Source organism: Pseudomonas sp. H1_D04 (assembly GCF_054683855.1).
Genome location: NZ_CP162826.1, coordinates 1,693,610 through 1,719,274 on the forward strand (window position 1 = coordinate 1,693,610; position 25,665 = coordinate 1,719,274).

The 25,665-nt window shown below is 60.4% G+C and carries 16 protein-coding genes and 2 pseudogenes; 5 read left to right on the forward strand and 13 right to left on the reverse strand.

From position 1 onward, the window contains the following. Positions 1-40 precede the first annotated feature (40 nt). The 10 genes and pseudogenes from hemE to pilM form a co-directional block, all read right to left on the reverse strand. Positions 41-1,108 (reverse strand): uroporphyrinogen decarboxylase, encoded by a 1,068-nt coding sequence (hemE, locus tag AB4N82_RS07805; RefSeq protein ID WP_032890274.1) that lies wholly within the window; start codon positions 1,106-1,108, stop codon positions 41-43. A gap of 240 nt (positions 1,109-1,348) precedes the next feature. After that, on the reverse strand, positions 1,349-2,767 hold the full coding sequence (locus AB4N82_RS07810; protein ID WP_003187920.1) for an FAD-dependent oxidoreductase: 1,419 nt from the start codon (positions 2,765-2,767) through the stop codon (positions 1,349-1,351). A 32-nt stretch (positions 2,768-2,799) separates the two neighbouring features. After that, entirely contained in the window at positions 2,800-7,245 is a 4,446-nt protein-coding gene (gene gltB / locus AB4N82_RS07815) for a glutamate synthase large subunit (protein ID WP_122764233.1), read from the reverse strand. Between the two features lie 353 nt (positions 7,246-7,598). Next, positions 7,599-9,161, reverse strand: a complete 1,563-nt coding sequence (locus AB4N82_RS07820; protein ID WP_122764235.1) for an SPOR domain-containing protein — start codon at positions 9,159-9,161, stop codon at positions 7,599-7,601. Positions 9,162-9,171: 10 nt separating this feature from the next. Beyond that, entirely contained in the window at positions 9,172-10,272 is a 1,101-nt protein-coding gene (aroB, locus tag AB4N82_RS07825) for a 3-dehydroquinate synthase (protein ID WP_122682122.1), read from the reverse strand. A 125-nt stretch (positions 10,273-10,397) separates the two neighbouring features. Then, complete coding sequence (gene aroK, locus AB4N82_RS07830; RefSeq protein ID WP_010213757.1) at positions 10,398-10,916, reverse strand: shikimate kinase AroK; 519 nt, start codon at positions 10,914-10,916, stop codon at positions 10,398-10,400. 4 nt (positions 10,917-10,920) lie between these two features. Further along, positions 10,921-12,177 (reverse strand): annotated as a pseudogene (locus tag AB4N82_RS07835) (type IV pilus secretin PilQ); the annotation flags it as partial. 138 nt (positions 12,178-12,315) lie between these two features. Next, complete coding sequence (locus tag AB4N82_RS07840; protein WP_460104773.1) at positions 12,316-13,287, reverse strand: pilus assembly protein PilP; 972 nt, start codon at positions 13,285-13,287, stop codon at positions 12,316-12,318. Continuing rightward, on the reverse strand, positions 13,284-13,835 hold the full coding sequence (locus AB4N82_RS07845) for a PilN domain-containing protein (protein WP_095186126.1): 552 nt from the start codon (positions 13,833-13,835) through the stop codon (positions 13,284-13,286). The genes AB4N82_RS07840 and AB4N82_RS07845 overlap by 4 nt, the downstream gene beginning before the upstream one ends. Then, the gene (gene pilM, locus AB4N82_RS07850; protein WP_122764259.1) at positions 13,832-14,488 is read right to left on the reverse strand and encodes a type IV pilus assembly protein PilM; all 657 of its coding nucleotides are present in this window, start codon (positions 14,486-14,488) and stop codon (positions 13,832-13,834) included. Before pilM ends, AB4N82_RS07845 begins: the two co-directional genes overlap by 4 nt. 221 nt (positions 14,489-14,709) lie before the next feature. Here pilM and AB4N82_RS07855 point away from each other — a divergent pair, with 221 nt between their 5' ends. Then, on the forward strand, positions 14,710-17,169 hold the full coding sequence (locus tag AB4N82_RS07855; protein ID WP_371854028.1) for a penicillin-binding protein 1A: 2,460 nt from the start codon (positions 14,710-14,712) through the stop codon (positions 17,167-17,169). Positions 17,170-17,380: 211 nt separating this feature from the next. Here AB4N82_RS07855 and AB4N82_RS07860 read toward each other — a convergent pair whose 3' ends face one another. The 3 genes from AB4N82_RS07860 to rpmE all read right to left on the reverse strand — a co-directional run bounded on the left by AB4N82_RS07860 (position 17,381) and on the right by rpmE (position 19,882). After that, positions 17,381-18,649, reverse strand: a complete 1,269-nt coding sequence (locus AB4N82_RS07860) for a malic enzyme-like NAD(P)-binding protein (protein WP_032890259.1) — start codon at positions 18,647-18,649, stop codon at positions 17,381-17,383. Between the two features lie 181 nt (positions 18,650-18,830). Further along, a complete protein-coding gene (locus AB4N82_RS07865; RefSeq protein WP_122764236.1) occupies positions 18,831-19,637 on the reverse strand; it encodes a thermonuclease family protein in 807 nt (268 codons plus the stop codon). A 14-nt stretch (positions 19,638-19,651) separates the two neighbouring features. Then, entirely contained in the window at positions 19,652-19,882 is a 231-nt protein-coding gene (rpmE, locus tag AB4N82_RS07870) for a 50S ribosomal protein L31 (RefSeq protein ID WP_049710411.1), read from the reverse strand. A 222-nt stretch (positions 19,883-20,104) separates the two neighbouring features. On the opposite strand from rpmE, the gene AB4N82_RS07875 reads away from it, so the two are divergent. The 4 genes and pseudogenes from AB4N82_RS07875 (at position 20,105) to hslV (ending at position 25,661) form a co-directional block, all read left to right on the forward strand. After that, a complete protein-coding gene (locus tag AB4N82_RS07875; RefSeq protein WP_099602012.1) occupies positions 20,105-22,324 on the forward strand; it encodes a primosomal protein N' in 2,220 nt (739 codons plus the stop codon). A gap of 110 nt (positions 22,325-22,434) precedes the next feature. Then, positions 22,435-24,171 (forward strand): arginine--tRNA ligase, encoded by a 1,737-nt coding sequence (gene argS / locus AB4N82_RS07880; protein WP_122756625.1) that lies wholly within the window; start codon positions 22,435-22,437, stop codon positions 24,169-24,171. A gap of 12 nt (positions 24,172-24,183) precedes the next feature. Further along, a pseudogene (locus tag AB4N82_RS07885) lies at positions 24,184-24,873 on the forward strand (SPOR domain-containing protein); the annotation flags it as partial. 257 nt (positions 24,874-25,130) lie between these two features. Beyond that, entirely contained in the window at positions 25,131-25,661 is a 531-nt protein-coding gene (gene hslV, locus AB4N82_RS07890) for an ATP-dependent protease subunit HslV (protein WP_010563201.1), read from the forward strand. Positions 25,662-25,665 lie beyond the last annotated feature (4 nt).

Genomic DNA, 25,665 nt, shown 5'->3' on the forward strand with positions numbered 1-25,665 from the left:
CCTCTTAATTGGAAGAAGGTGATGAAGTAAAACAGGGAAACTACACGTGATATTGCGCGGACAACTCATGCACCGCTTGCAGGAAAGCGCCAGCGTGTTCCGGGTTCACTTCCGGCGTAATGCCATGGCCCAGGTTAAACACGTGCCCGGTACCCTTGCCATAGCTGGCCAGGATGCGGCCGACTTCGGCGCGGATCGCTTCCGGCTTGGCGTACAGCACGGTCGGGTCCATGTTGCCTTGCAGCGCGACGCGGTTGCCCACGCGCTGGCGGGCTTCACCGAGGTCGCACGTCCAGTCCAGGCCTAATGCATCAGCGCCGGCGTCGGCGATGCTTTCCAGCCACAGACCACCGCCCTTGGTGAACATGATGACCGGCACTTTGCGGCCCTCGTGCTCACGGATCAGGCCGCTGACGATCTTGCGCATGTAGGCCAGGGAGAATTCCTGGTACGCCGCCGCCGACAGGTTGCCGCCCCAGGTATCGAAAATCTGTACCGCTTGCGCACCGGCCATGATCTGGCCGTTGAGGTAGGACGTGACCGACTGGGCCAGCTTGTCCAGCAGCAGGTGCATGGCTTGAGGGTTGTCGTAGAGCATCGCCTTGGTCTTGCGGAAGTCTTTCGACGAGCCGCCTTCGACCATGTAGGTGGCCAGGGTCCAAGGGCTGCCCGAGAAGCCGATCAGCGGCACACGGCCGTTCAGCTCGCGGCGGATGGTGCTGACGGCGTCCATCACGTAGCCGAGGTCTTTGTGCGGATCAGGGATCGGCAAGGCTTCGATATCGGCCAGGGTGCTGACGACTTTCTTGAAACGCGGGCCTTCGCCGGTCTCGAAGTACAGGCCTTGGCCCATTGCATCAGGGATGGTGAGGATGTCGGAAAAGAGGATGGCCGCGTCCAGTTGAGGGTAGCGGTCCAGCGGCTGCAGGGTGACTTCGCAGGCGAACTCCGGGTTCATGCACAGGCTCATGAAATCGCCGGCGTGGGCGCGACTGGCGCGGTATTCCGGCAGGTAGCGACCGGCTTGACGCATCATCCACACAGGGGTGACGTCCACGGGTTGCTTGAGCAGGGCACGAAGGAAACGGTCGTTCTTGAGGGCAGTCATGTCGGCATCCGCAAAAAAAGTGCGGGCATTTTCTCAGAGCGCGACGCAAAAGGCACGGCAAGAGCGGTGCCTTTTGTCTATCGGGTCAATTTGTCGCGGACATGGAAGCGCTGCAAAACCAATGTGGGAGGGGGCTTGCCCCCGATGCAGTGTGTCAGTCTCAGTGTCTGTCACTGAACCACCGCTATCGGGGGCAAGCCCCCTCCCACATTTTGATCCCATTTCAACCTGGGATCAGGGTCAGACTTGCAGGTAGTCCAGGATGCCTTCGGCGGCATTGCGGCCTTCGAAGATCGCGGTCACCACCAGGTCAGACCCGCGCACCATGTCGCCACCGGCAAAGATTTTCGGGTTGCTGGTCTGGTGCTTGTACTGGCCTTGTTCCGGGGCTACCACACGGCCCTGGCTGTCGGTTTGGATCTCGAACTGCTCGAACCACGGCGCCGGGCTTGGGCGGAAACCGAAGGCGATAACCACGGCATCGGCCGGAATGATCTCTTCGGAGCCCGGGATCGGCTCGGGGCTGCGACGGCCACGGGCGTCCGGTTCGCCGAGACGGGTCTCGACTACCTTCACGCCTTCGACACGGTCTTCACCGACGATCGCAATCGGCTGACGGTTATAGAGGAATTTCACGCCTTCTTCCTTGGCGTTCTTCACCTCTTTGCGCGAACCCGGCATGTTGGCTTCGTCACGGCGATACGCGCAGGTCACCGACTTGGCGCCCTGACGAATCGAGGTACGGTTGCAGTCCATCGCGGTGTCGCCACCGCCGAGTACCACGACCTTCTTGCCTTTCATGTCGACGAAATCTTCCGGCGACTTTTCAAAGCCCAGGTTGCGGTTGACGTTTGCGATCAGGAAGTCGAGCGCGTCATACACGCCAGGCAGGTCCTCACCGGCAAAGCCGCCCTTCATGTAGGTGTAAGTACCCATGCCCATGAACACGGCATCGTATTCGGCGAGCAGCTGCTCCATGGTGATGTCTTTGCCGATTTCGGTATTGAGGCGGAACTCGATACCCATGCCGGTGAACACTTCACGACGGTGGCTCAGTACGGTTTTTTCCAGCTTGAACTCGGGGATACCGAAGGTCAGCAGGCCACCGATTTCCGGGTTCTTGTCGAACACCACCGGGGTCACGCCGCCGCGCACCAGCACGTCGGCACAGCCAAGGCCCGCCGGGCCCGCACCGATGATCGCCACGCGCTTGCCGGTCGGCTTGACCTTGGACATGTCCGGACGCCAGCCCATGGCGAACGCGGTATCGGTGATGTACTTCTCCACCGAACCGATGGTCACCGCACCGAAGCCGTCGTTCAGGGTGCAGGCACCCTCACACAGACGGTCCTGCGGGCACACCCGGCCGCAGACTTCCGGCAGGGTGTTGGTCTGGTGCGACAGCTCGGCGGCGGCGAGGATGTTGCCCTCGGCCACCAATTTCAGCCAGTTGGGAATGAAGTTGTGCACCGGGCACTTCCATTCGCAATACGGGTTACCGCACCCCAGGCAGCGATGGGCCTGGTCGGCCGAGTGCTGGGGTTTGAAGGGCTCGTAGATTTCCACGAACTCTTTCTTGCGTTGACGCAACAGTTTCTTCTTCGGATCTTTGCGCCCGACATCGATGAACTGGAAGTCGTTATTCAGACGTTCAGCCATGTTAAAACCTCATCAAACTCTTCAGGCGCATATCACTGCGGGTTGGCACGGATGCTGGAAAGCAACGATTTCAGGTTGGCAGCCTTGGGCTTGACCAGCCAGAAACGACGCAGGTAATCATCGAGGTTTTCGGCGAGGTTACGACCCCATTCGCTGCCGGTCTCCTCGACGTACTCGTCCAGCACGTGCTGCAAGTGGTTCCGGTAGGATTCCATGGCTTCGCCGCTGATCCGCTGGATCTCGACCAACTCGTGGTTGACCTTGTCGACGAAGGTGTTGTCCTGGTCGAGCACGTAGGCGAAACCGCCGGTCATGCCCGAACCGAAGTTGTAACCGGTCTTGCCCAATACCGCGACAAAGCCCCCGGTCATGTACTCGCAGCAGTGATCGCCAGTGCCTTCCACCACGGTGTGGGCACCGGAGTTACGCACGGCGAAACGCTCACCGGCGGTACCCGCGGCGAACAGCTTGCCACCGGTAGCGCCGTACAGGCAGGTGTTACCGATGATGGCACTCTCCTGGCTCTTGTAGACGCTGCCTTTAGGCGGAACGATCACCAGCTTGCCGCCGGTCATGCCCTTGCCCACGTAGTCGTTGGCGTCGCCTTCCAGGTACATGTGCAGGCCGCCGGCGTTCCACACGCCAAAGCTCTGGCCAGCGGTACCCTTGAAGCGGAAGGTGATTGGCGCTTTCGCCATCCCTTGGTTGCCATGCTTGCGTGCGATTTCGCCGGAGATGCGTGCGCCGATGGAACGGTCGCAGTTGCAGATATCCAGGGCGAATTCGCCACCACTGGCGTCATTGATCGAGGAACCGGCCATTTCGACCATCTTCTCCGCCAACAGGCCTTTGTCGAACGGCGGGTTGCGATCCACATGGCAGAATTGTGGCTTGTCTGCCGGGATGTGATCGCTCCCCAACAACGGCGTCAGGTCCAGGTGCTGTTGCTTGGCGGTCTGGCCTTCGAGGATGTCCAGCAGATCGGTGCGACCGATCAGCTCTTCCAGCGAACGCACGCCCAGCTTGGCCAGCCACTCACGGGTTTCTTCGGCGACGTAGGTGAAGAAGTTCACCACCATGTCGACGGTGCCGATGTAGTGATCCTTGCGCAGCTTCTCGTTCTGAGTGGCGACGCCGGTGGCGCAGTTGTTCAGGTGGCAGATGCGCAGGTATTTGCAGCCCAGGGCGATCATCGGCGCGGTGCCGAAACCGAAACTCTCGGCGCCGAGGATCGCGGCCTTGATCACGTCGAGGCCGGTTTTCAGGCCGCCGTCAGTCTGCACACGGACCTTGCCGCGCAGGTCGTTGCCGCGCAGGGTCTGGTGAGTTTCGGCCAGGCCGAGTTCCCAAGGTGCGCCGGCGTACTTGATGGAGGTCAGCGGGGATGCACCGGTACCGCCGTCGTAGCCGGAGATGGTGATCAGGTCGGCATAGGCCTTAGCCACACCGGCGGCAATGGTGCCCACGCCCGCTTCCGCTACCAGTTTCACCGAGACCAGCGCCTGCGGATTGACTTGTTTCAGGTCGAAAATCAGCTGCGACAAGTCTTCAATCGAGTAGATGTCGTGGTGCGGCGGTGGCGAAATCAGGGTCACGCCAGGCACTGCATAACGCAGCTTGGCGATTAGACCGTTGACCTTGCCGCCTGGCAGCTGGCCGCCTTCACCGGGCTTGGCGCCCTGGGCAACCTTGATCTGCAGCACTTCGGCATTGACCAGGTATTCCGGGGTCACGCCGAAACGGCCAGTGGCAACCTGCTTGATTTTCGAGCTCTTGATGGTGCCGTAGCGCGCCGGGTCTTCACCGCCTTCACCGGAGTTGGAACGCGCGCCCAGGCGGTTCATGGCTTCGGCCAGTGCTTCGTGGGCCTCAGGCGACAGAGCGCCCAGGGAAATACCGGCAGAGTCGAAGCGCTTGAGGATCGACTCCAGTGGCTCAACTTCGCTGATGTTCATCGGCGTGTCCAAGGTCTTCACCTTGAACAGGTCGCGGATCATGGACACCGGGCGGTTATCCACCAGCGAGGTGTATTCCTTGAACTTGGCGTAGTCGCCCTGCTGCACGGCGGCTTGCAGAGTGCTCACCACGTCCGGGTTGTACGCGTGATATTCGCCACCGTGCACGAACTTGAGCAGGCCGCCTTGCTGGATCGGCTTGCGCGCGCTCCAGGCTTCGGCGGCCAGGGCTTTCTGTTCGGCTTCGATGTCGACGAAACGCGCGCCTTTGATACGGCTCGGCACACCACGGAAGCTCAGGTCGCAGACTTCTTCGGACAGGCCGATGGCTTCGAACAATTGAGCACCGCGATAAGACGTGACGGTGGAGATGCCCATCTTGGACAGGATCTTCAACAGGCCTTTGGTGATGCCTTTACGGTAGTTCTTGAACACCTCATAGAGGTCGCCCAGCACTTCACCGGTACGGATCAGGTCGCCCAGCACTTCGTACGCGAGGAACGGGTACACCGCCGAGGCGCCGAAGCCGATCAACACCGCGAAATGATGCGGGTCGCGGGCGGTGGCGGTTTCGACAAGGATGTTGGAGTCGCAGCGCAGGCCTTTTTCGGTCAGGCGGTGGTGTACCGCTCCGGTGGCGAGCGAAGCGTGGATCGGCAGCTTGCCTGGGGCAATATGGCGGTCGGTCAGCACGATCTGGGTACGACCGGCGCGCACAGCTTCTTCGGCCTGGTCGGCGACGTTGCGCACAGCGGCTTCAAGGCCGAGGCTCTCGTCGTAGTTCAGGTCAATGATCTGGCGGTCGAAACCTGGACGCTCCAGGGTCATCAACGAACGCCACTTGGCCGGGGAAATAACCGGCGAGCTGAGGATCACGCGGGAAGCATGCTCAGGCGATTCCTGGAAGATGTTGCGCTCGGCACCGAGGCACACTTCCAGGGACATCACGATGGCTTCGCGCAGCGGGTCGATCGGTGGGTTGGTCACCTGGGCGAACTGCTGACGGAAATAGTCGTACGGCGTGCGCACGCGCTGGGACAGCACGGCCATCGGCGTGTCGTCGCCCATGGAGCCGACGGCCTCGTAGCCTTGCTCGCCGAGCGGACGCAGCACCTGGTCGCGCTCTTCGAACGTGACCTGGTACATCTTCATGTACTGCTTGAGCTGGTCAACGTCATAGAAAGCCGAGCCGTGGTCGTTGTCTTCCATGGTCGCCTGAATGCGCAGGGCGTTCTTGCGCAGCCATTGCTTGTACGGGTGACGGGACTTCAAGCGGTTGTCGATGGCGTCGGTGTCGAGGATCTGCCCGGTTTCGGTGTCCACGGCGAGGATCTGGCCAGGGCCTACGCGACCTTTGGCGATGACGTCTTCAGGCTTGTAGTTCCACACGCCGATTTCCGACGCGAGGGTGATGAAACCGTTGGTGGTGGTGACCCAGCGCGCCGGGCGCAGACCGTTACGGTCGAGCAGGCACACCGCATAGCGGCCGTCGGTCATGACCACGCCAGCCGGGCCGTCCCACGGCTCCATGTGCATCGAGTTGTACTCGTAGAATGCACGCAGGTCCGGGTCCATGGTCTCGACGTTCTGCCACGCAGGCGGAATGATCATGCGCACGCCGCGGAACAGGTCGATGCCACCGGTGACCATCAGTTCGAGCATGTTGTCCATGCTGGAGGAGTCGGAGCCGACGCGGTTAACCAGCGGGCCGAGCTCTTCCAGGTCCATCAGATCGTTGGCGAACTTGGTGCGACGGGCCACGGCCCAGTTGCGGTTGCCGGTGATGGTGTTGATCTCGCCGTTATGGGCGAGGAAGCGGAATGGCTGGGCCAGCGGCCATTTCGGCAGGGTGTTGGTGGAGAAGCGCTGGTGGAACACGCAGATCGCGGTTTGCAGGCGCTCATCGCTCAGGTCTGGATAGAAGGCGGTCAAGTCCGCCGGCATCATCAGGCCTTTATAAATGATGGTTTTGTGGGAAAAGCTGCAGATGTAGTGGTCGGCATCGGCGGCGTTGGCCACGGACGAGCGACGACGGGACGTGAACAGCTTGATCGCCATGTCCTGGTCGCTCAGGCCGTCACCGGCGATGAACACTTGTTCGATCTGCGGCAGGCGCTCCAGGGCCAGGCGGCCGAGCACGCTGGTGTCGATTGGCACTTTGCGCCAGCCGACCAGTTGCAGGCCGGCAGCGACGATCTCGCGGTTCATGTTCTCGCGAGCGGCTTCGGCTTTGACCGGGTCCTGGTTGAAAAACACCATGCCCACGGCGTACTGCTTGGGCAGGTCGACAGCGAAATGCTCTTTGGCGACCGCGCGCAGGAATTGGTCGGGCTTTTGAATCAGCAAGCCACAACCGTCACCGGTCTTGCCGTCGGCGTTGATCCCACCGCGGTGGGTCATGCAGGTCAGGGCCTCGATGGCCGTTTGCAAAAGGGTATGACTGGGCTCGCCCTGCATATGGGCTATCAGGCCGAAACCGCAGTTATCCTTGAATTCATCGGGTTGGTACAGACCTGCTTTCATAGACACTTTCTCACCAGGCTGCCTCTTATACCGAGGCAAATTTCTTTTCAATTCAACCGGTTACCTTCCACGCCGAACGTACGCCAGCTTAGCGGGGGCAAAAGGGAGGTCATTGTACACACCGACACAGACGCTCACAAATTTAGCGACGAAATGTCGCAAATCCATGTCGCATTTATGAAAGGTTTAAAGCGATATGCTGTGCTAGTCAAAACTTTTTTAATTCTGACCGCTACGACTCAAAAGCTACTGTGACGCAGACACCACAAAGCGCGCGGCTTCTGGGAAGCTGCACGCACTTGAGGATTTTTTTGAGGTGCCGGGAGGGCGGCTTGGATAAAGCCGCCGGATCTTCAGCGAGTTGCTGCCAGTTCTTGTTGAACGCTGGCAACAGTGCGAGGCCAAGGTTTACCAGCCTGAACCTTCGCTGGCAAGGATTTGATCGCAGAATCAGCTGCTGCACGGCTGGAGAAGTTGCCGTAGGTGATCACGTAAAGAGGCTTGCCGTTGAGCACTTTCTTGAAATAACGGTACTCGCCGCCCTGCTCTTTCACGAAGGCCTGAGCGTTGGCTTCGGAGCTGGTGCCGAGGATCTGCACCACGAAGTTACCGGTCGGCTGGCTGGCGTACCAGCTGCTGCCGGCGGCGCCTGCTTTGGCGACAGTGGCAGGTTTTTCCGCAGGCTTGGTCACCGGCGCGGGTTTGGCTGCTGGAGCAGGCGCTACGGGCTTGGTGACAGGTGCAGGCTTGGCAGTCGCGATAGTTGGCGCTGGCATCGGCACTGCGGCTGGCTTGGCGGCCGGCTGACCCGCTGGCACGCCCGCAGGTGGCGCGGTGGTAGTCACGGTCGGCGGTGTAGCGCTGGAGCCCTCTACGGGCACGCCGTCGTCGCCTTCGGAGATGCCACCGGCTTCTTCGGCGAGTGGGCCGCGCATCACAGGCTGACCAACCATTGGCAGGTTGGTCGGTTGGCCGGAATTGGCGAACTCGACATTCGGCGTGGGTTTACCCAGTGGCAACTGCGCCTGTTCGGTTGGCGCGCTGGCGGTGGTCGGCGCCTTGTTGCGACCCGGGATCAACCAGGCGGCGGCAACAGCGACCACGACAACGGCAGAAATCGCCAGTACGTGCTTCTTAGGCATAGTGAACCCCATCTTTGGACGCTTGACCGCAGAGCGGCTGGCAATCATGGCTTCGATCATTGCATCGCGGGCAACCTGGTTGATGGTGCCAGGCCAGCCGTCGGAGCTTTCGTGAATATCAGAGATCTGATTTGCCGTGAAAAGTTCGATACCGGCCCCGGCGCCTTCGAGGCGTTGAGCCAGGTATTCACGGGTTTCTTCCTCTTCGTACGGCTGCAGTTCGATGACGTGGAACAGCTCCTGATCACCGCTGATCTGCTCCAGATCGGCGATCAGCGACGACTCACCGAACAGGAACACATGGGGACGACCTTCCGGCGTACCCGCCGCCAGCGCCAACAGCGCTTCCAGTGCGGATTCGTCAAGCTGCTCGGCGTCATCCACCAGCAGGTAGACTTCCTGGCCGGTCAGGCCAAGTTGCACGATTTGTTTGAGAATCGCGCTCGGCTCAGCAGTGGATACGTCCAGGGCCTGGGCAACCTGGCGCAGCACGCCGGCCGCATCACCGGCACCACGGGCAGACACCACCACGCTCTGTACCGATTGTTTGTTGGTGCTGGCAACCAGGGCCTGGCGCAGCAAGGTCTTGCCGCTGCCCAACGGACCGGTCACGACCAGCAGTAGCTGGCTGTAGCGCGCCAAGTGGTGCAACTGCCCGAGCACCGGCTTGCGCTGGGCCGGGAAAAATTTGAAACCAGGCACCCGTGGAGCAAAAGGGTCGTGGCTTAACTGGTAATGGCCGAGGAACGCCTCGTCGGCATGCAAACTAGTCATCGGGATCTTATTAACCTTTAAGCTGGGCCAGGGCGCGGTAATCCGCTCCCAGCGTGGCCTGTAAAATCTCTTTCGGATAATCGTCGGTCACTAACGCTTCGCCCATGCGGCGCAGCAGCACCAGTCGTAGTCGACCGTCGATCACTTTCTTATCTATCGCCATGTGTTCGAGAAAGTCGGCCTCGGTCATCTCCTCAGGCGGAATGACCGGCAAACCGGCGCGCTGGAACAGGCGGATACCGCGATCACGCTCCTGGGCGCTGATCCAACCCAGGCGTTGCGACATCTCAAGTGCCATCACCGTGCCAGCCGCTACAGCCTCCCCGTGCAACCACACACCATAGCCCATGTGCGTTTCGATCGCATGGCCGAAGGTGTGGCCGAGGTTCAAAGTGGCCCGTACACCGGATTCCCGTTCGTCGGCATTCACCACCAGGGCCTTCGCGGCACAGGAGCGGGAAATCGCTTCGGTGAGCGCCACCTGGTCGAGGCCGCGCAAGGCGTCCACGTGTTCTTCCAGCCAGGTCAGGAACGGCTCGTCGCAAATCAGCCCGTACTTGATGACTTCCGCCAGGCCCGCCGACAGCTCGCGTGGTGGCAGGGTGTTGAGGGTCGCGGTATCGATCAGCACGGCTTGGGGCTGATAAAACGCGCCGACCATGTTCTTGCCAAGCGGATGGTTGATACCTGTCTTGCCGCCCACCGACGAATCGACCTGGGACAGCAGGGTGGTCGGCACCTGAATAAAGTCCACGCCACGCTGGTAGCAGGCCGCCGCAAAGCCGGCCATGTCGCCGATCACACCGCCGCCCAAGGCAATCACGGTGGTGCGACGGTCATGGCGCGCGGTCAGCAGGCCATCAAAGATCAGTTGCAGGGTTTCCCAGTTCTTGTGGGCTTCGCCGTCGGGCAAAATCACGGAAATCACTGAGTACGCCGCCAGGCTGCGGCTCAGACGCTCAAGATAAAGCGGCGCGACCGTTTCGTTGGAGATGATCGCCACTTGCCGCCCGGCAATATGCGGTGCGAGCAACTCGGGCTGGTCCAACAGACCTTCGCCAATATGGATCGGGTAGCTGCGCTCGCCTAGATCGACCTTAAGTGTCTGCATGTGTCCCCGCGTTGAAGATGTGTTGACGACCGGCAACGTCGAGACCCGACGTCGCCTGATGGCTCTACGCCACACCCTGCAGGGTGATAGCGCGCCGCCGAGAATAGCGCATTTCGGGCCTGGCTTTAACGGGGTGGCAGCCGTTGCAGGCGCTCAAGAATGTCGAGGACCACCATGCGAGGCGGCCGCTCATCGGTTTCCACCACCAGATCGGCGATTTCCCGATACAGCGGATCGCGCAGCGTGAGTAGGTCCCGCAAGGTTTTTTCCGGGTTGGCCGTGCGCAGCAACGGGCGATTACGATCACGGGCGGTGCGGCCTACCTGCTGCTCGACCGACGCATGCAAATAGACCACCCGACCACCGGCATGCAGCGCCCGACGATTTTCATCGCGCATCACCGCGCCACCGCCGGTGGCCAATACCACGCCGTCGCAGCCGCACAGCTCGGCGATCATCGCCTGCTCGCGGTCACGAAAGCCCAGCTCGCCTTCTTTATCGAAGATCCATGGGATATTGGCACCCGTGCGCAATTCAATTTCCTTGTCGGAATCTTTGAATGGCAGGCGCAGCTCTTTGGCCAGCAAACGGCCGATGGTGCTTTTTCCAGCCCCCATCGGTCCTACAAGAATCAAATTTCGCACAGAATCAACGACTCACAGCAATCGCCTGGTTATTCATAATACGCGGAGTCAGGAATACCAGCAGCTCGGATTTTTTATCCGCCACCACATCGCGCCGGAAAAGGCGGCCAAGATACGGCACATCGCCCAAAAATGGCACTTTATCTACCACTTTGCTTTGGGTATTGGAGAAAACACCGCCAATGACGATCGTCTCTCCATCCTTGACCAACACCTTGGCGTTGACCTCGTTTTTCTTGATCGGCGGTACGTCGTTGAGTTTATTGAGGTAGTCGGGCTCATCCTTGGTGACTTTGACCACCATGATCACATGGTCATCGGGAGTGATTTGCGGGGTAACCTCCAATGCAAGGGAGGCCTCCTTGAACGACACCGACGTCGCACCTTGGGAGGTGGATTCCTGGTAGGGAATTTCCGTGCCCTTCAGAATGCGCGCGGTTTCCTTGTCGGAGGTGACCACCTTGGGCTGTGAGACGATTTCTCCATTGCCGGTTTTCTCCATGGCGGTCAGTTCCAGGTCGAGCAGCAGGTTGTCGGTGATATACGCAATGCCCAGGCCGGAGGTACCAGTAAGCGAACCCAGATCTACGAACGGCGAGCTGGGTGCATTTTCAGGAGTTTGGGCACCGTCCGACTGAGGCTTCTGAATACCTCCGGCGGCCCAATTCCCTCGATTGAGGCGACCTCCCCAGCGCGCACCCAGGCTTTTGTCGTAGTCGACGTTGGCCTCGACAATCCGCGCCTCGATCATCACCTGGCGCACCGGGATATCCAACTGCGCCACGATCCGGCGCAGCTCTTCCAAACGCTCGCCGGTCTGGTAGGCAATGATGTTGTTGGTGCGGTCATCTACGGCCACCGAACCGCGCTCATCCGTCGTTCCTTCAAAGCCGTTCACGGACTGGAACAGCTTGGCCAGGTCCGCCGCCTTAGCGTAGTTGACCTGCAATAATTCACGCCGCAGGGGCGCCAGGTCGGCCATCTGCTTGCGCGATTCCAGCGTGAGCAATTCACGAGCGGCCAACTCCTCGGCGGGCGCCACCAGTAGCACTCCGGCCTTTATCCGTTTATCCAAACCTTTAGTTTGCAGCACAAGATCCAGCGCTTGATCCCAGGGCACATGCTTGAGGCGTAGGGTGATGGAGCCCTGCACATCGTCGCTGACCACCAAGTTGAGGCCGGCCACATCGGCGATTTGCTGCAATACGGCGCGCAGACCAATGTCCTGGAAGTTGAGGCTCAGCTTTTCACCTGTATAGGCGCCCGACACCGCATTCCCGGGAGGCGGTAGCTGGATAAGATCCACACGATTGGGCACAGCAACAGCCATCGGTGCCGTGAACGCTATCCATAGCGCCACACCGAAGGACGAGAAAGTCCTTTTCATTGTTTGATTCCGTTATGAGTGGAGGTTTAATACGAGGGTTCGCGGGCGCTCCAGCCATGCGCCCTGTTCATCGGGAAACAACTCGACCAGTTCGATATGGCCGTCATGAATCGCTGTGATTCGACCATGATCCGGCCCGAGGTAATCGCCGACCGCCAGGCGATGCACCGTAGAGGCCTGGCGCAGCAGGACGAAAGTCTGCGCCCCGCGGGACAACGTGCCGACCATGTCGAACTGATCCACAGAGAGACCTTCCAAGGCTCCACGCGAACGAGCCAGGTCAGGGGCAACAGCCGCCCGTCCACGCGCGTGATCGACGTGCAAGGCAAGGAGCTGGAACGGATCACGTAAACCGGAGGCATCGTAGACAAAGGGTTGTTCTTGCAGGGCTGGCGCCCCCCGCTTAACGCCTTTCTGGCTACGCCAATAGCTCTTGGCCAGCAGATCAAGCCGCAGTAGCTTGCCATCACTTCGGAGGGCAACGTCATGCACCGTAGCGATGCGCGAGAGGCCACCTAGGGCACTCAGAAACGTCGCCAGGTCGTGATAGGCGCCGGTGACCCCGACCTGGACAGGCTGTTCGTTATAGAGTGGCCGAGACAGCTCATCCAACGGCGTGACGCTCTCTATCACCAACCCATTAGCCAGTGCTAACCGAGCGATGTCCTCCAGCAAGCCGGGCACCTCGGACTCACCAGGCAATTGCTGAAGAAGCCCGCTGACCTTTTCCTGCATCAGTTGGAACTGGCGAGCCTGGTCTTCAAGATCCGCGGCCAGGTCAGTTTTTTCCGCGCGTTGCTGCTGCAGGGCAACACCTTGAAACTCGACCTGTCGCAATCGCTCCCGTGATGAGCTCAGGTATAGAAGGTCACCCACCACCAGCACTATGCCGGCCAGCGCACAGCCCAGCAGGACTTTGCCAGGTAAGGGCCATTTTGCAGCGTTGTGAGTCAGCGCGGAAAATTCGAGCCTGGGCAGGCTCATGGCTGGGCCTCGGAGGATTCTCCCTGGCGTACCATCAACTGGAATTCGTTGGTGCCGCGAGCGCCGTCGGCTCGCACATGTTGCAGGCGCGTAGAGTGTGCACCTTCGGAGGCTTCCAGGCGGCGCATCAACTGGGCAATGTCCTGGCTGGATTCAGCGCTGCCACTGATACTCACCGTATCGCCTTTGGCGACGACCTCATGCAAATGCACGCCATCAGGGACCGCACGGGCCAACTGATCGAGCAGTTGTGCGCCGGCGGAGCGATTATCGTGCAAGTCTTGTACGACCTTCATGCGTTCCGCCAGTTGCTGGCTTTGCACCTGAAGGTCATCAATGGTCTTGATACGCGAGTCCAGCACGGCGACGTCCTTGCTCGCATGATTATTGCGCGTCACCTGCCGGTCGATCGCCTGGTCGATCACCTGATCCGCCAGCCACACCGCCGCAAGCGCCACGCAGGCAAACGCCGCCAGCAGCATCAGGAAATATTTACGCCGCCGTTCCGCCAGCGCCTGGCGCCAAGGCAAAAAATTGATTCGTGTCATCCAGCGAAACTCCTCAGGGCCAACCCGCAAGCGACTCCCATCCCAGGGGCATCGACGACCCACTGTGTACCATCAACTCGATGGCCAAGTGTGAAGCTGGCGAAATCCTGACTGCAAGCGTGCGCCAATGCAAACTCTTCGATGTCCACGACACTGGTCGCCAACCCAGCCAGCGCCAAAACGGCTTCACGGGCCTCGACGTGCTCCTTGAGACAGGCTGCCAGCAATACCTCGACCCGCGCTGCCCCCTGCACCGAAATGCCCTGAACCTGAAAATCCAGTGCCACTTCATCCAGCGGATAAGGAATGTATTGATCTGCTTCCATCTGAATCCTCCAGGCCATTTCGTCATCACTCAGCCCTGCAGGCATTTCAATTACCCGAGTAATCACCGAAGGCCCCGCAACGGCAGCAGCCGCCCGCTTGGCCGACGTGCCAAGCCGAGACAGCGCGATGTAAAGCGCCTGCCCAATACCTTCCAGGTCCAGCAGGGTGCCATCGACTACCGAATGGGCAGACAGCGCCTGTGTGGCGTAGCTTTGCACGGTGTAACCGCTGGCTGAACGACTGATTTCAACCAGCTTGATCCCCGCTTCATTGATGTCGACGCCCAGGACGGTGTCGTCTTTTCGCCTGAAAAATCCCTTTTCCATAAAACTCCCCAAAACTTTCCCTGTCATAACGCCTGATTGCGGCTGGGCGCCGCGCATTCGGTCGGCATGTTGAAGTGGCGCGAATGACGCCCCAACCCGAAAAATGCTTTAATGCCCAGCGTTTTTTCCCGCTTTTTCTCTGCTGCCCGGGTCGATCCATCGTTTGCCATGCATGCCCCGACGCCTAACTCATTCTTTTCTCTGGAAATCCAAAAGCCTTGATTCGTCTGCTGAAGTTTTTCGGGTACTCCATTGTCGCGATCGTCTGCGGGCTACTGCTCGTACTCAGCGGGGCCTACCTCTACCTTAGTCCGGGTTTACCCTCCGTAGAGGCACTCAGAAGTATCCAGTTGCAGATTCCTTTGCGGGTCTACAGCAGCGATGAAAAACTGATCGCGGAGTTCGGCGAAATGCGCCGCACACCGATCCGTTTTGCCGACATTCCGCCCAATTTCATCAGCGCCCTGCTGTCAGCCGAAGATGATAATTTTGCCAACCACTATGGCGTCGACCCCAGCAGCCTGGTTCGCGCCGCCACACAATTGGTAAAAAGCGGACACATTCAATCCGGCGGCAGCACCATCACCATGCAGGTGGCGAAGAACTTCTTCCTCACCAGCGAACGCAGCTTTTCGCGTAAAGCCACCGAGATCCTGCTGGCATTGCAGATCGAGCGTCAGCTGACCAAGGACGAGATCCTTGAGCTTTACGTTAACAAGATCTACTTGGGCAACCGCGCCTACGGCATCGAAGCCGCGTCCCAGGTGTACTACGGCAAGTCCATTCGCGACGCCAGCCTGGCGCAGATGGCGATGATTGCCGGCCTTCCAAAGGCGCCTTCGCGCTTCAACCCACTGGCCAACCCGGCGCGCAGTAAAGAGCGCCGCGACTGGATCCTTGGGCGCATGTACAAACTGGGCAAGATCGACCAAGCCGCTTATGAAAGCGCGATAGCCGAACCACTGAACGCCAGCTATCACGTACCGACGCCGGAAGTGAACGCACCTTATATCGCTGAAATGGCACGTGCGGAGATGGTCGGCCGTTATGGCAGCGAGGCCTACACGGAAGGCTTCCGCGTGACGACGACGGTTCCGAGCAACTTGCAGGACATCGCCAATGACGCAGTGCATTCCGGCCTGATCACTTACGACCAGCGCCACGGCTACCGAGGCCCTGAATCGCGCTTGCCGGGCAAAACCCTGAGCGCCTGGACGACCGAGCTGGGTAAACAGCGCGCGATCAGCGGGCTGGAGCCGGCCATCGTCACCCAGGTGAAGAAAGATGGCCTGCAGGTACTGACACGCACCGGCGAAGCCCACGTAGCCTGGGACAGCATGAAGTGGGCACGCCCGTTCCTGAACACCAACAGCATGGGCCCGATGCCCAAGCAGCCGTCAGACGTCGCGCAAGTGGGCGACCTGATCCGCGTGCTACGCCAGAAAGACGACAGTCTTAAATTCAGCCAAGTACCGCTGGCCCAAGGTGCGCTGGTCTCGTTGGACCCGCAGAACGGTGCAATCCGCGCCCTGGTGGGTGGCTTCGCCTTTGAGCAGAGTAACTACAACCGTGCCACCCAGGCCAAGCGCCAGCCGGGCTCAAGCTTCAAGCCGTTTATCTATAGTGCCGCACTGGATAACGGCTACACCGCCGCCAGTCTGGTCAACGATGCACCGATCGTGTTTGTCGACGAGTACCTGGACAAGGTCTGGCGCCCGAAAAACGACACCAACACGTTCCTTGGCCCTATCCGTATCCGCGAGGCGTTGTACAAGTCGCGCAACCTGGTGTCGATCCGCTTGCTGCAGGCGATGGGCGTCGGCAAGACCATCGATTACATGACGCGTTTTGGCTTCAGCAAGTCAGACCTGCCTCCTAACCTGTCCCTGGCGCTCGGCACGGCAACCCTCACGCCGATGGAAATTGCCACCGGCTGGAGCACGTTTGCCAACGGCGGCTACAAAATCGCGCCGTACCTGATCGACAAGATCGAAAGCCGCAATGGCGACACCCTGTTCACCGCCAACCCACCGCGCGTGCCGGGTGATGTGGTCAACGGCGTGGCGGCCACTGACGGGTTGGCAGCGCCGAGCAACGGCGGTATTACCATCGAGCCGACACCAGGCGCCTCGCCAGCCGTAAACACCGCTGCAACCGAACCACAGGCACCTGCCGTGGCCGAGCGCATCGTGGATGGCCGCACGACGTATATCCTCAACAGCATCCTCGAAGACGTGATCAAGAAAGGCACCGGACGCCGCGCACTGGCCTTGGGCCGTGCGGACATCGCGGGCAAGACCGGTACCACCAACGAATCCAAGGACGCCTGGTTCTCCGGCTATAACGCCGACTACGTGACTACCGTGTGGACCGGCTATGACCAGCCCGAAAGCCTCGGTCGTCGAGAGTTCGGTGGCACCGTCGCACTGCCGATCTGGATGAGCTACATGGGCGCAGCCTTGAAAGACAAGCCGCTGCATACCCAGCCGGAGCCGGAAGGCATCCTTAGCCTGCGAATCGACCCGGTGAGTGGCCGTGCGGCATCGCCAAGCACGCCGAATGCGTACTTCGAACTGTTCAAGAGCGAAGACACGCCGCCGTCGGTCAATGAATTGGGTAACGGCGTTGCACCGGGCAGCCCGCTGCCGGCAGATGAGGCGGCACCGATCGATCTGTTCTAACGGAGTCTGTGTTTGAACACAGATCCAATGTGGGAGGGGACTTGCCCCCGATACCAGTGGAGCAGCCAACTCATCAAGTGACTGACACACCGCCATTGGGAGCAAGCCCCCTCCCACCTTTGGTTCTGCGCAGGCCGTGATTTTTATAGCCACACAGCAAAAAGCCCCGACTCGCGAGAGCCGGGGCTTTTTGTTGGTGCGCTACAACGGCTTAGCCGTTGAACACATCATCCACGCTTTGCAGCGGGTAGTTTTTCGGATACGGCAGGGTGGCCACACCGGTCTCGATGGCGGCTTTGGCCACAGCATCGGAGATCAGAGTGATCAGGCGCTTATCCATTGGTTTCGGAATGATGTACTCACGACCGAATTCCAGCTTGGCACCACCGTAGGCATCGCACACGTCCTGAGGCACCGGCAGCTTGGCCAGTTCACGCAGGGCATTGGCGGCAGCTACTTTCATCTCTTCGTTAATGCGCTTGGCGCGAACGTCCAGGGCACCACGGAAGATGAACGGGAAACCCAGAACGTTGTTGACCTGGTTCGGGTAGTCCGAACGACCGGTGGCCATGATCACGTCGTTACGAGTGGCGTGAGCCAGTTCCGGCGAGATCTCTGGGTCCGGGTTGGAGCAGGCGAATACGATCGGGTTGGCCGCCATGGACTTCAGACCTTCGGCGCTCAGCAGGTTCGGGCCGGACAGGCCGACGAACACGTCTGCACCGTCAAGGGCGTCAGCCAGGGTGCGCTTGGAGGACGGGTGGGCAAACATCGCCTTGTACTGGTTCAGATCGGTACGCTCGGACTGGATCACGCCCTTGCTGTCGACCATGTAGATGTTTTCGAGCTTGGCGCCCATGCTCACGATCAGCTTCATGCAGGAAATAGCCGCAGCACCGGCGCCCAGGCAGACGATTTTGGCGTCAGACAGGGTTTTACCAGCGATTTCCAGGGCGTTGATCATGCCGGCCGCGGTAACGATCGCGGTGCCGTGCTGGTCATCGTGGAATACCGGAATGTCGCACTGTTCGATCAGGGCCTTTTCGATCTCGAAGCACTCAGGTGCCTTGATGTCTTCCAGGTTGATGCCACCGAAGGTGATGGAGATACGCTTGACGGTGTCGATGAAGGCCTGCGGGCTCTCGGAATCGACTTCGATGTCGAAAACGTCGATGCCGGCGAAGCGCTTGAACAGCACGCCTTTACCTTCCATGACTGGCTTGGAAGCCAATGGGCCGAGGTTGCCCAGGCCAAGAATCGCGGTGCCATCGGAAATCACTGCAACCAGGTTGCCCTTGCCTGTGTACTTGTACGCCAGCTCGGGATCACGAGCGATTTCACGTACGGGCTCAGCCACGCCGGGGCTGTAGGCCAACGACAGATCGCGGGCAGTGGCAGTGGCTTTGGTGAGCTCTACACTCAGCTTTCCTGGACGAGGATGGGCATGATATTCGAGAGCGGCAGTTTTCAAATCAGACATATCGGCATTCCGCTTTTACTGTTGGTCGACGGACCGCCGAGGATACTCGTGTCGTAAAGCCCCTACAAGACTGGGCAGTCACAGGTGTCAAGGCCCCGAAACGACGTACTTTAGTCTAAAGCCACGGTATACAAGGGCTAGACTGTTCACAATCGACATAAAAAATGTCTACAATTTTTTATTAAAACGTCAATTTGATCATGCTTGAGTCGGTCAGCGGCAACAGCCAACGCGCATGATCGTGTTTCAGGCCGCCGCGCTTGGAGCGATCCTGCACCCAACCCCGAGCCTCGACTACCTTGCCTTGCAGACCATTAAGCAGACCGACATCGAATGTGTGGGCCAGATCGGGTGCAATGCGTAATACCAGTGAACGCTCCAATTCTATCCAGATGCCACCTCGATTGCGTTCGACTTTGCTTACGCGGCCGCTGACCAAGGCAAAGCCGGATTGCTTGAGCTGCGCCACGGGCTGTATTGGCGATTGCCGCCAGAGGCCCAGACTTGCCTGACGGGCGCGGTTTTCAGCAGCTTGCTGGCAGGCGACGAGATCCACATTGGGCGCGACGCCCACCTGGAATCCAAGGCCCTCAGCCAGCAATTGCGCCTCCAGGTTCTCGCCATTGCCACCGTAAAGGTGGGCCAGGGTACGACCGTAATGATCTTTAGGCTCGCGCCCCGGCACCAGGCCGACGCGACCGCCGCTGGCCGCCACCAACGCCTGCAAACGCTGGCGAGCGGCGACAGAATAGGGCTCATCGGTTCGGCCCTTTTTGCCGGTCTCCGGCGCATTAAGGCCGATCATCCGCACGCTGCGGCCATCCTTGAGACGTACGGTATCGCCATCAACCACACGCTGCACCTCGACCTGGGACACGGACGTCGGTGCAGGGCAAAACACCTCGGCCTGAACAGCCGACAGCCAAATCCCAGGCACAAAAAAGGCGCCCGCAAGGGACGCCTTTTTCAACAGCTGGCAAAAGCCCATAAGGCCTTTGAGCCTTACTCTGCTGGAGTAGCAGGCTTCTTGCCGAAAGCACCAAAGCGATCTGCGAAGCGCTGTACGCGGCCGCCGGTGTCCAGAGTCTTCTGCTTACCGGTGTAGAACGGGTGGCACTCGTTGCATACGTCAGTACCCAGTGGCTTGCACAGGTTCGAGCGAGTTTCGAACTTGTTGCCGCAGCTGCAGGTTACTTCGATGGTTTCGTACGCTGGATGGATATCGGCTTTCATGGCACTTCCTCGGGCTAGCGTGCCGCCACTCGACACTATTGTCGAATACCGCACGTAATTAGGCCGCGGATTCTACCAGACCTTTTTAAACGCGCAAGCGGCCCTTGCGGCCGATTCCCAACATAAAAGCTCCTTTCATCAGAAAACCATGGCATACCCAAGCCTTGCCCTGTCTGCTAGGCTCCCGCCCTTCCTCATCACCCTCCTTAGATGGAACCCCGCGTGCCCGACGCCATTTTGCGCCTAGCCCTGCCCTCGCCCCTGCGCCGCCTGTTCGACTACCGGGCCCCGGCCGGCGTGCTGCGAGCGCAATTGCAGCCAGGCATGCGCGTGCGCGTACCCTTTGGCCGACGGGAAATGATCGGCGTTCTAATAGAAGTCGCCGATCACAGCGAAGTCCCGGCCGAAAAGCTCAAACCGGCCCTGGCCATCCTGGACGCCACCGCACCATTGCCGCCAGCACTGTTCAAGCTGTGCCTATGGACCGCCCAGTATTACCAGCACAGCCTGGGCGACACCTTGAGCTGGGCACTGCCGGTGCTGTTGCGTCAGGGCGAGTTGGCCGAAGCACGCCAGGAACGTTTCTGGTCGACGGTGCCCGGTGCCCGTCTCGATGACCCGCGCATCGCCCGTGCCCCGCGCCAGCGTGAAGCCCTGGCAACCCTGGCCCAGCATCCACACGGCGTAGCGCATCAGCTATTGAGCAAGCTGATGCTGAGCAAGGACAGCCTCGACCTGCTGCTAGCCAAAGGCCTGGTGCAGGTGGAAATCCGCAAGCACGCCCCCGACCCGCGCCACGAACATTGGCTGGCCCAGCCAGAATTACCGCTGAACCCCGAGCAACGCGCGGCGTATGAAGCGATTCGCGCAGGTTTCGACAGTTTCCATGCGTTCCTGCTGGCCGGCGTCACCGGCAGCGGCAAGACCGAAGTCTATTTGCAGTTGATCCGCGAAACCCTGCAGGCCGGCAAGCAGGCACTGGTGTTGATCCCTGAGATCAACCTCGGCCCGCAAACCCTGGCGCGTTTCGAACAGCGCTTCAACGCTCGCATCGCACTGGTGCACTCGGCGGTCAACGACCGTGAACGTCTCGAGTCGTGGCTGGCCGCGCGAGATGGCGAGGCTGACATTATTATCGGCACCCGTTCGGCGCTGTTTACGCCGATGAAAAACCCCGGCCTGATCATCATCGACGAGGAGCACGACGGCTCCTATAAACAGCAGGAAGGCCTGCGTTACCACGCCCGCGACCTCGCACTGGTGCGCGCGCGCCAGGAAGACATTCCGATTGTGCTCGGTTCGGCCACCCCATCCCTGGAAAGCCTGCACAACGCCTACACCGGCCGTTATGGGCTCCTACGCTTGAATGAGCGCGCCGGCGGCGCCAAGCAGCCTCGCTTCATGCGCCTGGACGTCAAAAGCCGTCCGCTGGACAGCGGCATTTCCGGGCCGATGCAGCAAGCCATCGGCCAGACCCTTGCCGCTGGACAGCAAGTATTGGTGTTTCTCAACCGCCGCGGCTTTGCGCCGACACTGCTGTGCCATGACTGTGGCTGGATGTCTGAGTGCGAGCGCTGCGATGCGCGCATGACCGTGCACCAACGCCACGGCGAGCTGCGCTGCCACCACTGCGGCCATGTGGAACGTGTGCCTCGCCATTGCCCACAGTGCGGCAAGGTGGACCTGCGTCCGGTAGGCGCGGGCACCGAACGTGCCGAAGAGCGCTTGGGCATTCTGTTTCCGGATTACCCGGTACTGCGAGTCGACCGCGATAGCACGTCGCGCAAAGACGCGATGAATCAGCTGTTCGCCACTATTCAGAAAGGCCAGCCGTGCATCCTGGTGGGCACGCAGATGCTCGCCAAAGGGCACCACTTTCCACGGGTGACACTGGTGTCGATCCTGGATGCCGACGGTGGTTTGTTCTCCGGGGACTTCCGCGCCAGCGAGCGCATGGCGCAGTTGATCGTGCAGGTCGCGGGTCGTGCCGGGCGCGCGGAGGAACCGGGCAAGGTGATTATTCAGACGCACCTCGCTGACCATCCTTTGCTGATCCAACTGACCGAACAAGGCTATTTTGCCTTCGCCGAACAAGCACTGAGCGAACGCCGTTCCGCCGGCCTGCCGCCGTTTGCGCACCTGGCATTGCTGCGAGCAGAAGCGCACAAGCCCGGCCAGGCCGAAGGTTTTCTTGATGAAGCATGCAGCGTCGCCGAAAGTTTACTGGGCGAACTGAGCCTGACCGGCATCGAACTGCTCGGCCCGGTGCCCGCGCCCATGGAGCGCCGCGCCGGACGCTATCGCGCTCAGCTACTCTTGCAGGCAACCTCACGCGCACCGCTGCATCGACTTTTAAGTAGCTGGCTGCTTGCCCTGGAGCAAATGCCCAGCGGCCGACAAGTGCGATGGTCGTTGGATGTAGACCCGGTAGATTTGTATTAACCCAGGCCACAGGTCCCACGAAGGTTGGCAAGCCCGCCCTCGCCACGGATAATGCCCAGTTTTTCCACCTGCGCATCGCGCGCCGCCGCTTGCGGTCGAAAGAGAACACCATGAAAGACACCATTCGCCAGCTGATCCAACAAGCCCTCACCCAACTCGTCAACGAAGGTGTGTTGCCTGAAGGCCTGACGCCGGCGATCCAGGTGGAAAACACCCGAGACAAGACCCACGGCGACTTCGCCAGCAACATCGCGATGATGCTGTCCAAGCCGGCTGGCATGAAGCCGCGCGACCTTGCGGAAAAAATCATCGCCGCGCTGCCGGCTGATGAGAGTGTGACCAAGGCCGAAATCGCCGGCCCTGGCTTTATCAACTTCTTCCAAAACACCCAGGCCCTGGCTTCGCGGCTGGATACAGCCCTCGCCGATGCCAAGATCGGCGTACGTAAGGCCGGCCCGGCTCAGCGCGTGGCCATTGACCTGTCGGCACCTAACCTCGCCAAAGAGATGCACGTCGGCCACCTGCGCTCGACCATCATTGGCGATGGCGTGGCGCGGGTGCTGGAGTTCCTGGGCGACACCGTGATCCGCCAGAACCACGTGGGCGACTGGGGCACCCAGTTCGGCATGCTGATGGCTTATCTGCAGGAAAACCCGATCACCAGCAACGAGCTGTCGGACCTGGAGAACTTCTACCGCGCCGCCAAAAAGCGTTTCGATGAATCCGAAGAGTTCGCCGACCGGGCCCGTGGCCTGGTGGTGAAACTGCAGGCCGGCGACAAGGAATGCCTGGATCTGTGGGGCCGCTTCCGTGATATCTCGCTGTCCCACTGCCAGGAAATCTACGAGCTGCTCAACGTCAAGTTGACCATGGCCGACGTGATGGGTGAAAGCGCCTACAACGACGACCTGATCAATGTGGTCAACGACCTCAAGGCCAAGGGCCTGCTGGTCGAGAGCAACGGCGCGCAGTGCGTGTTCCTCGAAGAATTCAAGACCGCCGACGGCGAGCCGCTGCCGGTGATCATCGTCAAGGCCGATGGTGGCTACCTCTACGCCACCACCGACTTGGCCGCCGTGCGCTACCGCAGCGGCGTGCTCAAGGCAGATCGCGCGCTGTATTTCGTCGACCAGCGCCAAGCCCTGCACTTCCAGCAGGTGTTCGAAGTGGCGCGCCGTGCGGGCTTCATCACCCACCCGATGCACATGGAACACATGGGCTTCGGCACCATGAACGGCGCCGATGGCCGTCCGTTCAAGACCCGCGACGGCGGCACCGTGAAGCTGATCGACCTGCTGAACGAAGCCCAGGAGCGTGCCTACAACCTGGTGAAGGAAAAGAACCCGGAGCTGGCCGAAGCCGACCTGCGCAACATCGCCCGCGTAGTGGGGATTGGCGCGGTGAAATACGCCGACCTGTCCAAGCACCGCACCAGCGACTACAGCTTCAACTTCGAACTGATGCTCAACTTCGAAGGCAACACCGCGCCGTACCTGCTGTACGCCTACACCCGCGTGGCCGGTGTGTTCCGCAAGCTGGGCAAGGACTTCAGCGAAGTCGAAGGCCAGATCGTGCTGGACGCGCCTCATGAGCAGGAACTGGCCGCCAAACTGGCGCAATTCGGCGAAGTGCTGAACAGCGTCGGCGAGAAAGGCACGCCGCATATCCTCTGCACCTACCTGTATGAAGTCGCCGGATTGTTCTCCAGCTTCTACGAGAACTGCCCGATCCTCACCGCCGACGACGAAGCCCAGAAGCAAAGCCGCCTGCGCCTCGCCGCACTGGCTGGACGGACCCTCAAGCAAGGCCTGGAACTGTTGGGCCTGGAAACTCTGGAGCGTATGTAAGTTGGCTGCCAAGAAAAACCTGCACCCAAGCGCGGCGCCAGCCGCTACCAGGCCCCGGCGAAGAAGCCGATTCCGGGCTGGTTGTGGATGGCCATCGGCCTCACGGTTGGCGCGTTTATCGTGTTCCTGATGAAGCTGGATCCCGGCCAGGGCGATGACGTCAAACGGGTCAAACAGGAACAGCAGAAAGCCACGAAAATGGCCGAAGCCAATAAGACAGCGCCTAGCCCGACGGCACCAGTGAAGCCGAAATACGACTTCTACACGTTGCTGCCGGAATCGGAAGTGATCGTGCCGCCTGACGCCGTGCCGGAGAAAACCCTGCCGACGCCGCAAGTGCCGACCACCCCGGTGACCCCAGCGGAAGCCGCGAAAATCGACACCGCGCGGGCCCAGGCAGCACTGGCCGGGATTACTCCGCCGCCCGCACCACCGGTTGCGGAGACCAAAGCGGCGCCGGTGACCAAGTTCTTCCTGCAAGCGGGCTCGTTCCCGAAACAGGCGGATGCGGATCGTGTGCGTGCGCAGATTATTCTGCTGGGCCAGACGGTGACGGTGGAGTCGGGCACTGTAAAGGACGCGACCTGGTATCGCGTCCTGGTGGGGCCGTTCAGCAACCGCGAACAGCTGACCGTGGCACAGAAACAATTGGCCGGCGCAGGGTTTAGCAACCTGTTGTTACAACAACGCCAGAGCCGCTGATTTCGAAGACACAACAGCATTAATGTGGGAGGGGCTTGCCCCCGATGGCGGTGTATCAGTCACCAGATTCATTGACTGACACTCCGCCATCGGGGGCAAGCCCCCTCCCACATTTGGTTTTGCAGCGCTCTGAAATGTGTGTCAGACCGATAAACACCACTCGTCCGCCATAAACCCCTACGGTTGAAATCCCCCCCGCCACCCCCATATGAGTTTCCATCAGGGCATTTTCGCCCCGCTGCGTGGAGACTCTCCCCTTGACCACCATCGTTTCAGTACGTCGCCACGGCAAAGTCGTCATGGGCGGCGACGGCCAGGTTTCCCTGGGTAATACCGTGATGAAAGGCAACGCGAAGAAAGTCCGTCGCCTGTACCACGGCCAGGTGCTCGCCGGCTTTGCTGGCGCTACCGCCGACGCTTTTACCCTCTTCGAGCGTTTCGAAGGCCAGCTTGAGAAACATCAGGGCCACCTTGTGCGCGCCGCTGTGGAGCTCGCTAAAGAATGGCGCACCGACCGCTCCCTCAGCCGCCTGGAAGCCATGCTGGCTGTAGCAAACAAAGACGCTTCGCTGATCATCACCGGCAACGGCGATGTGGTTGAACCCGAGCACGGCTTGATCGCTATGGGCTCCGGTGGCGGTTACGCCCAGGCCGCGGCGAGCGCACTGTTGAAGAAAACCGACCTGTCGGCCCGCGAAATCGTCGAAACCGCCCTGGGTATCGCCGGCGACATTTGCGTGTTCACCAACCACAACTTCACCATTGAGGAGCAGGACCTCGCCGAGTAAGCCG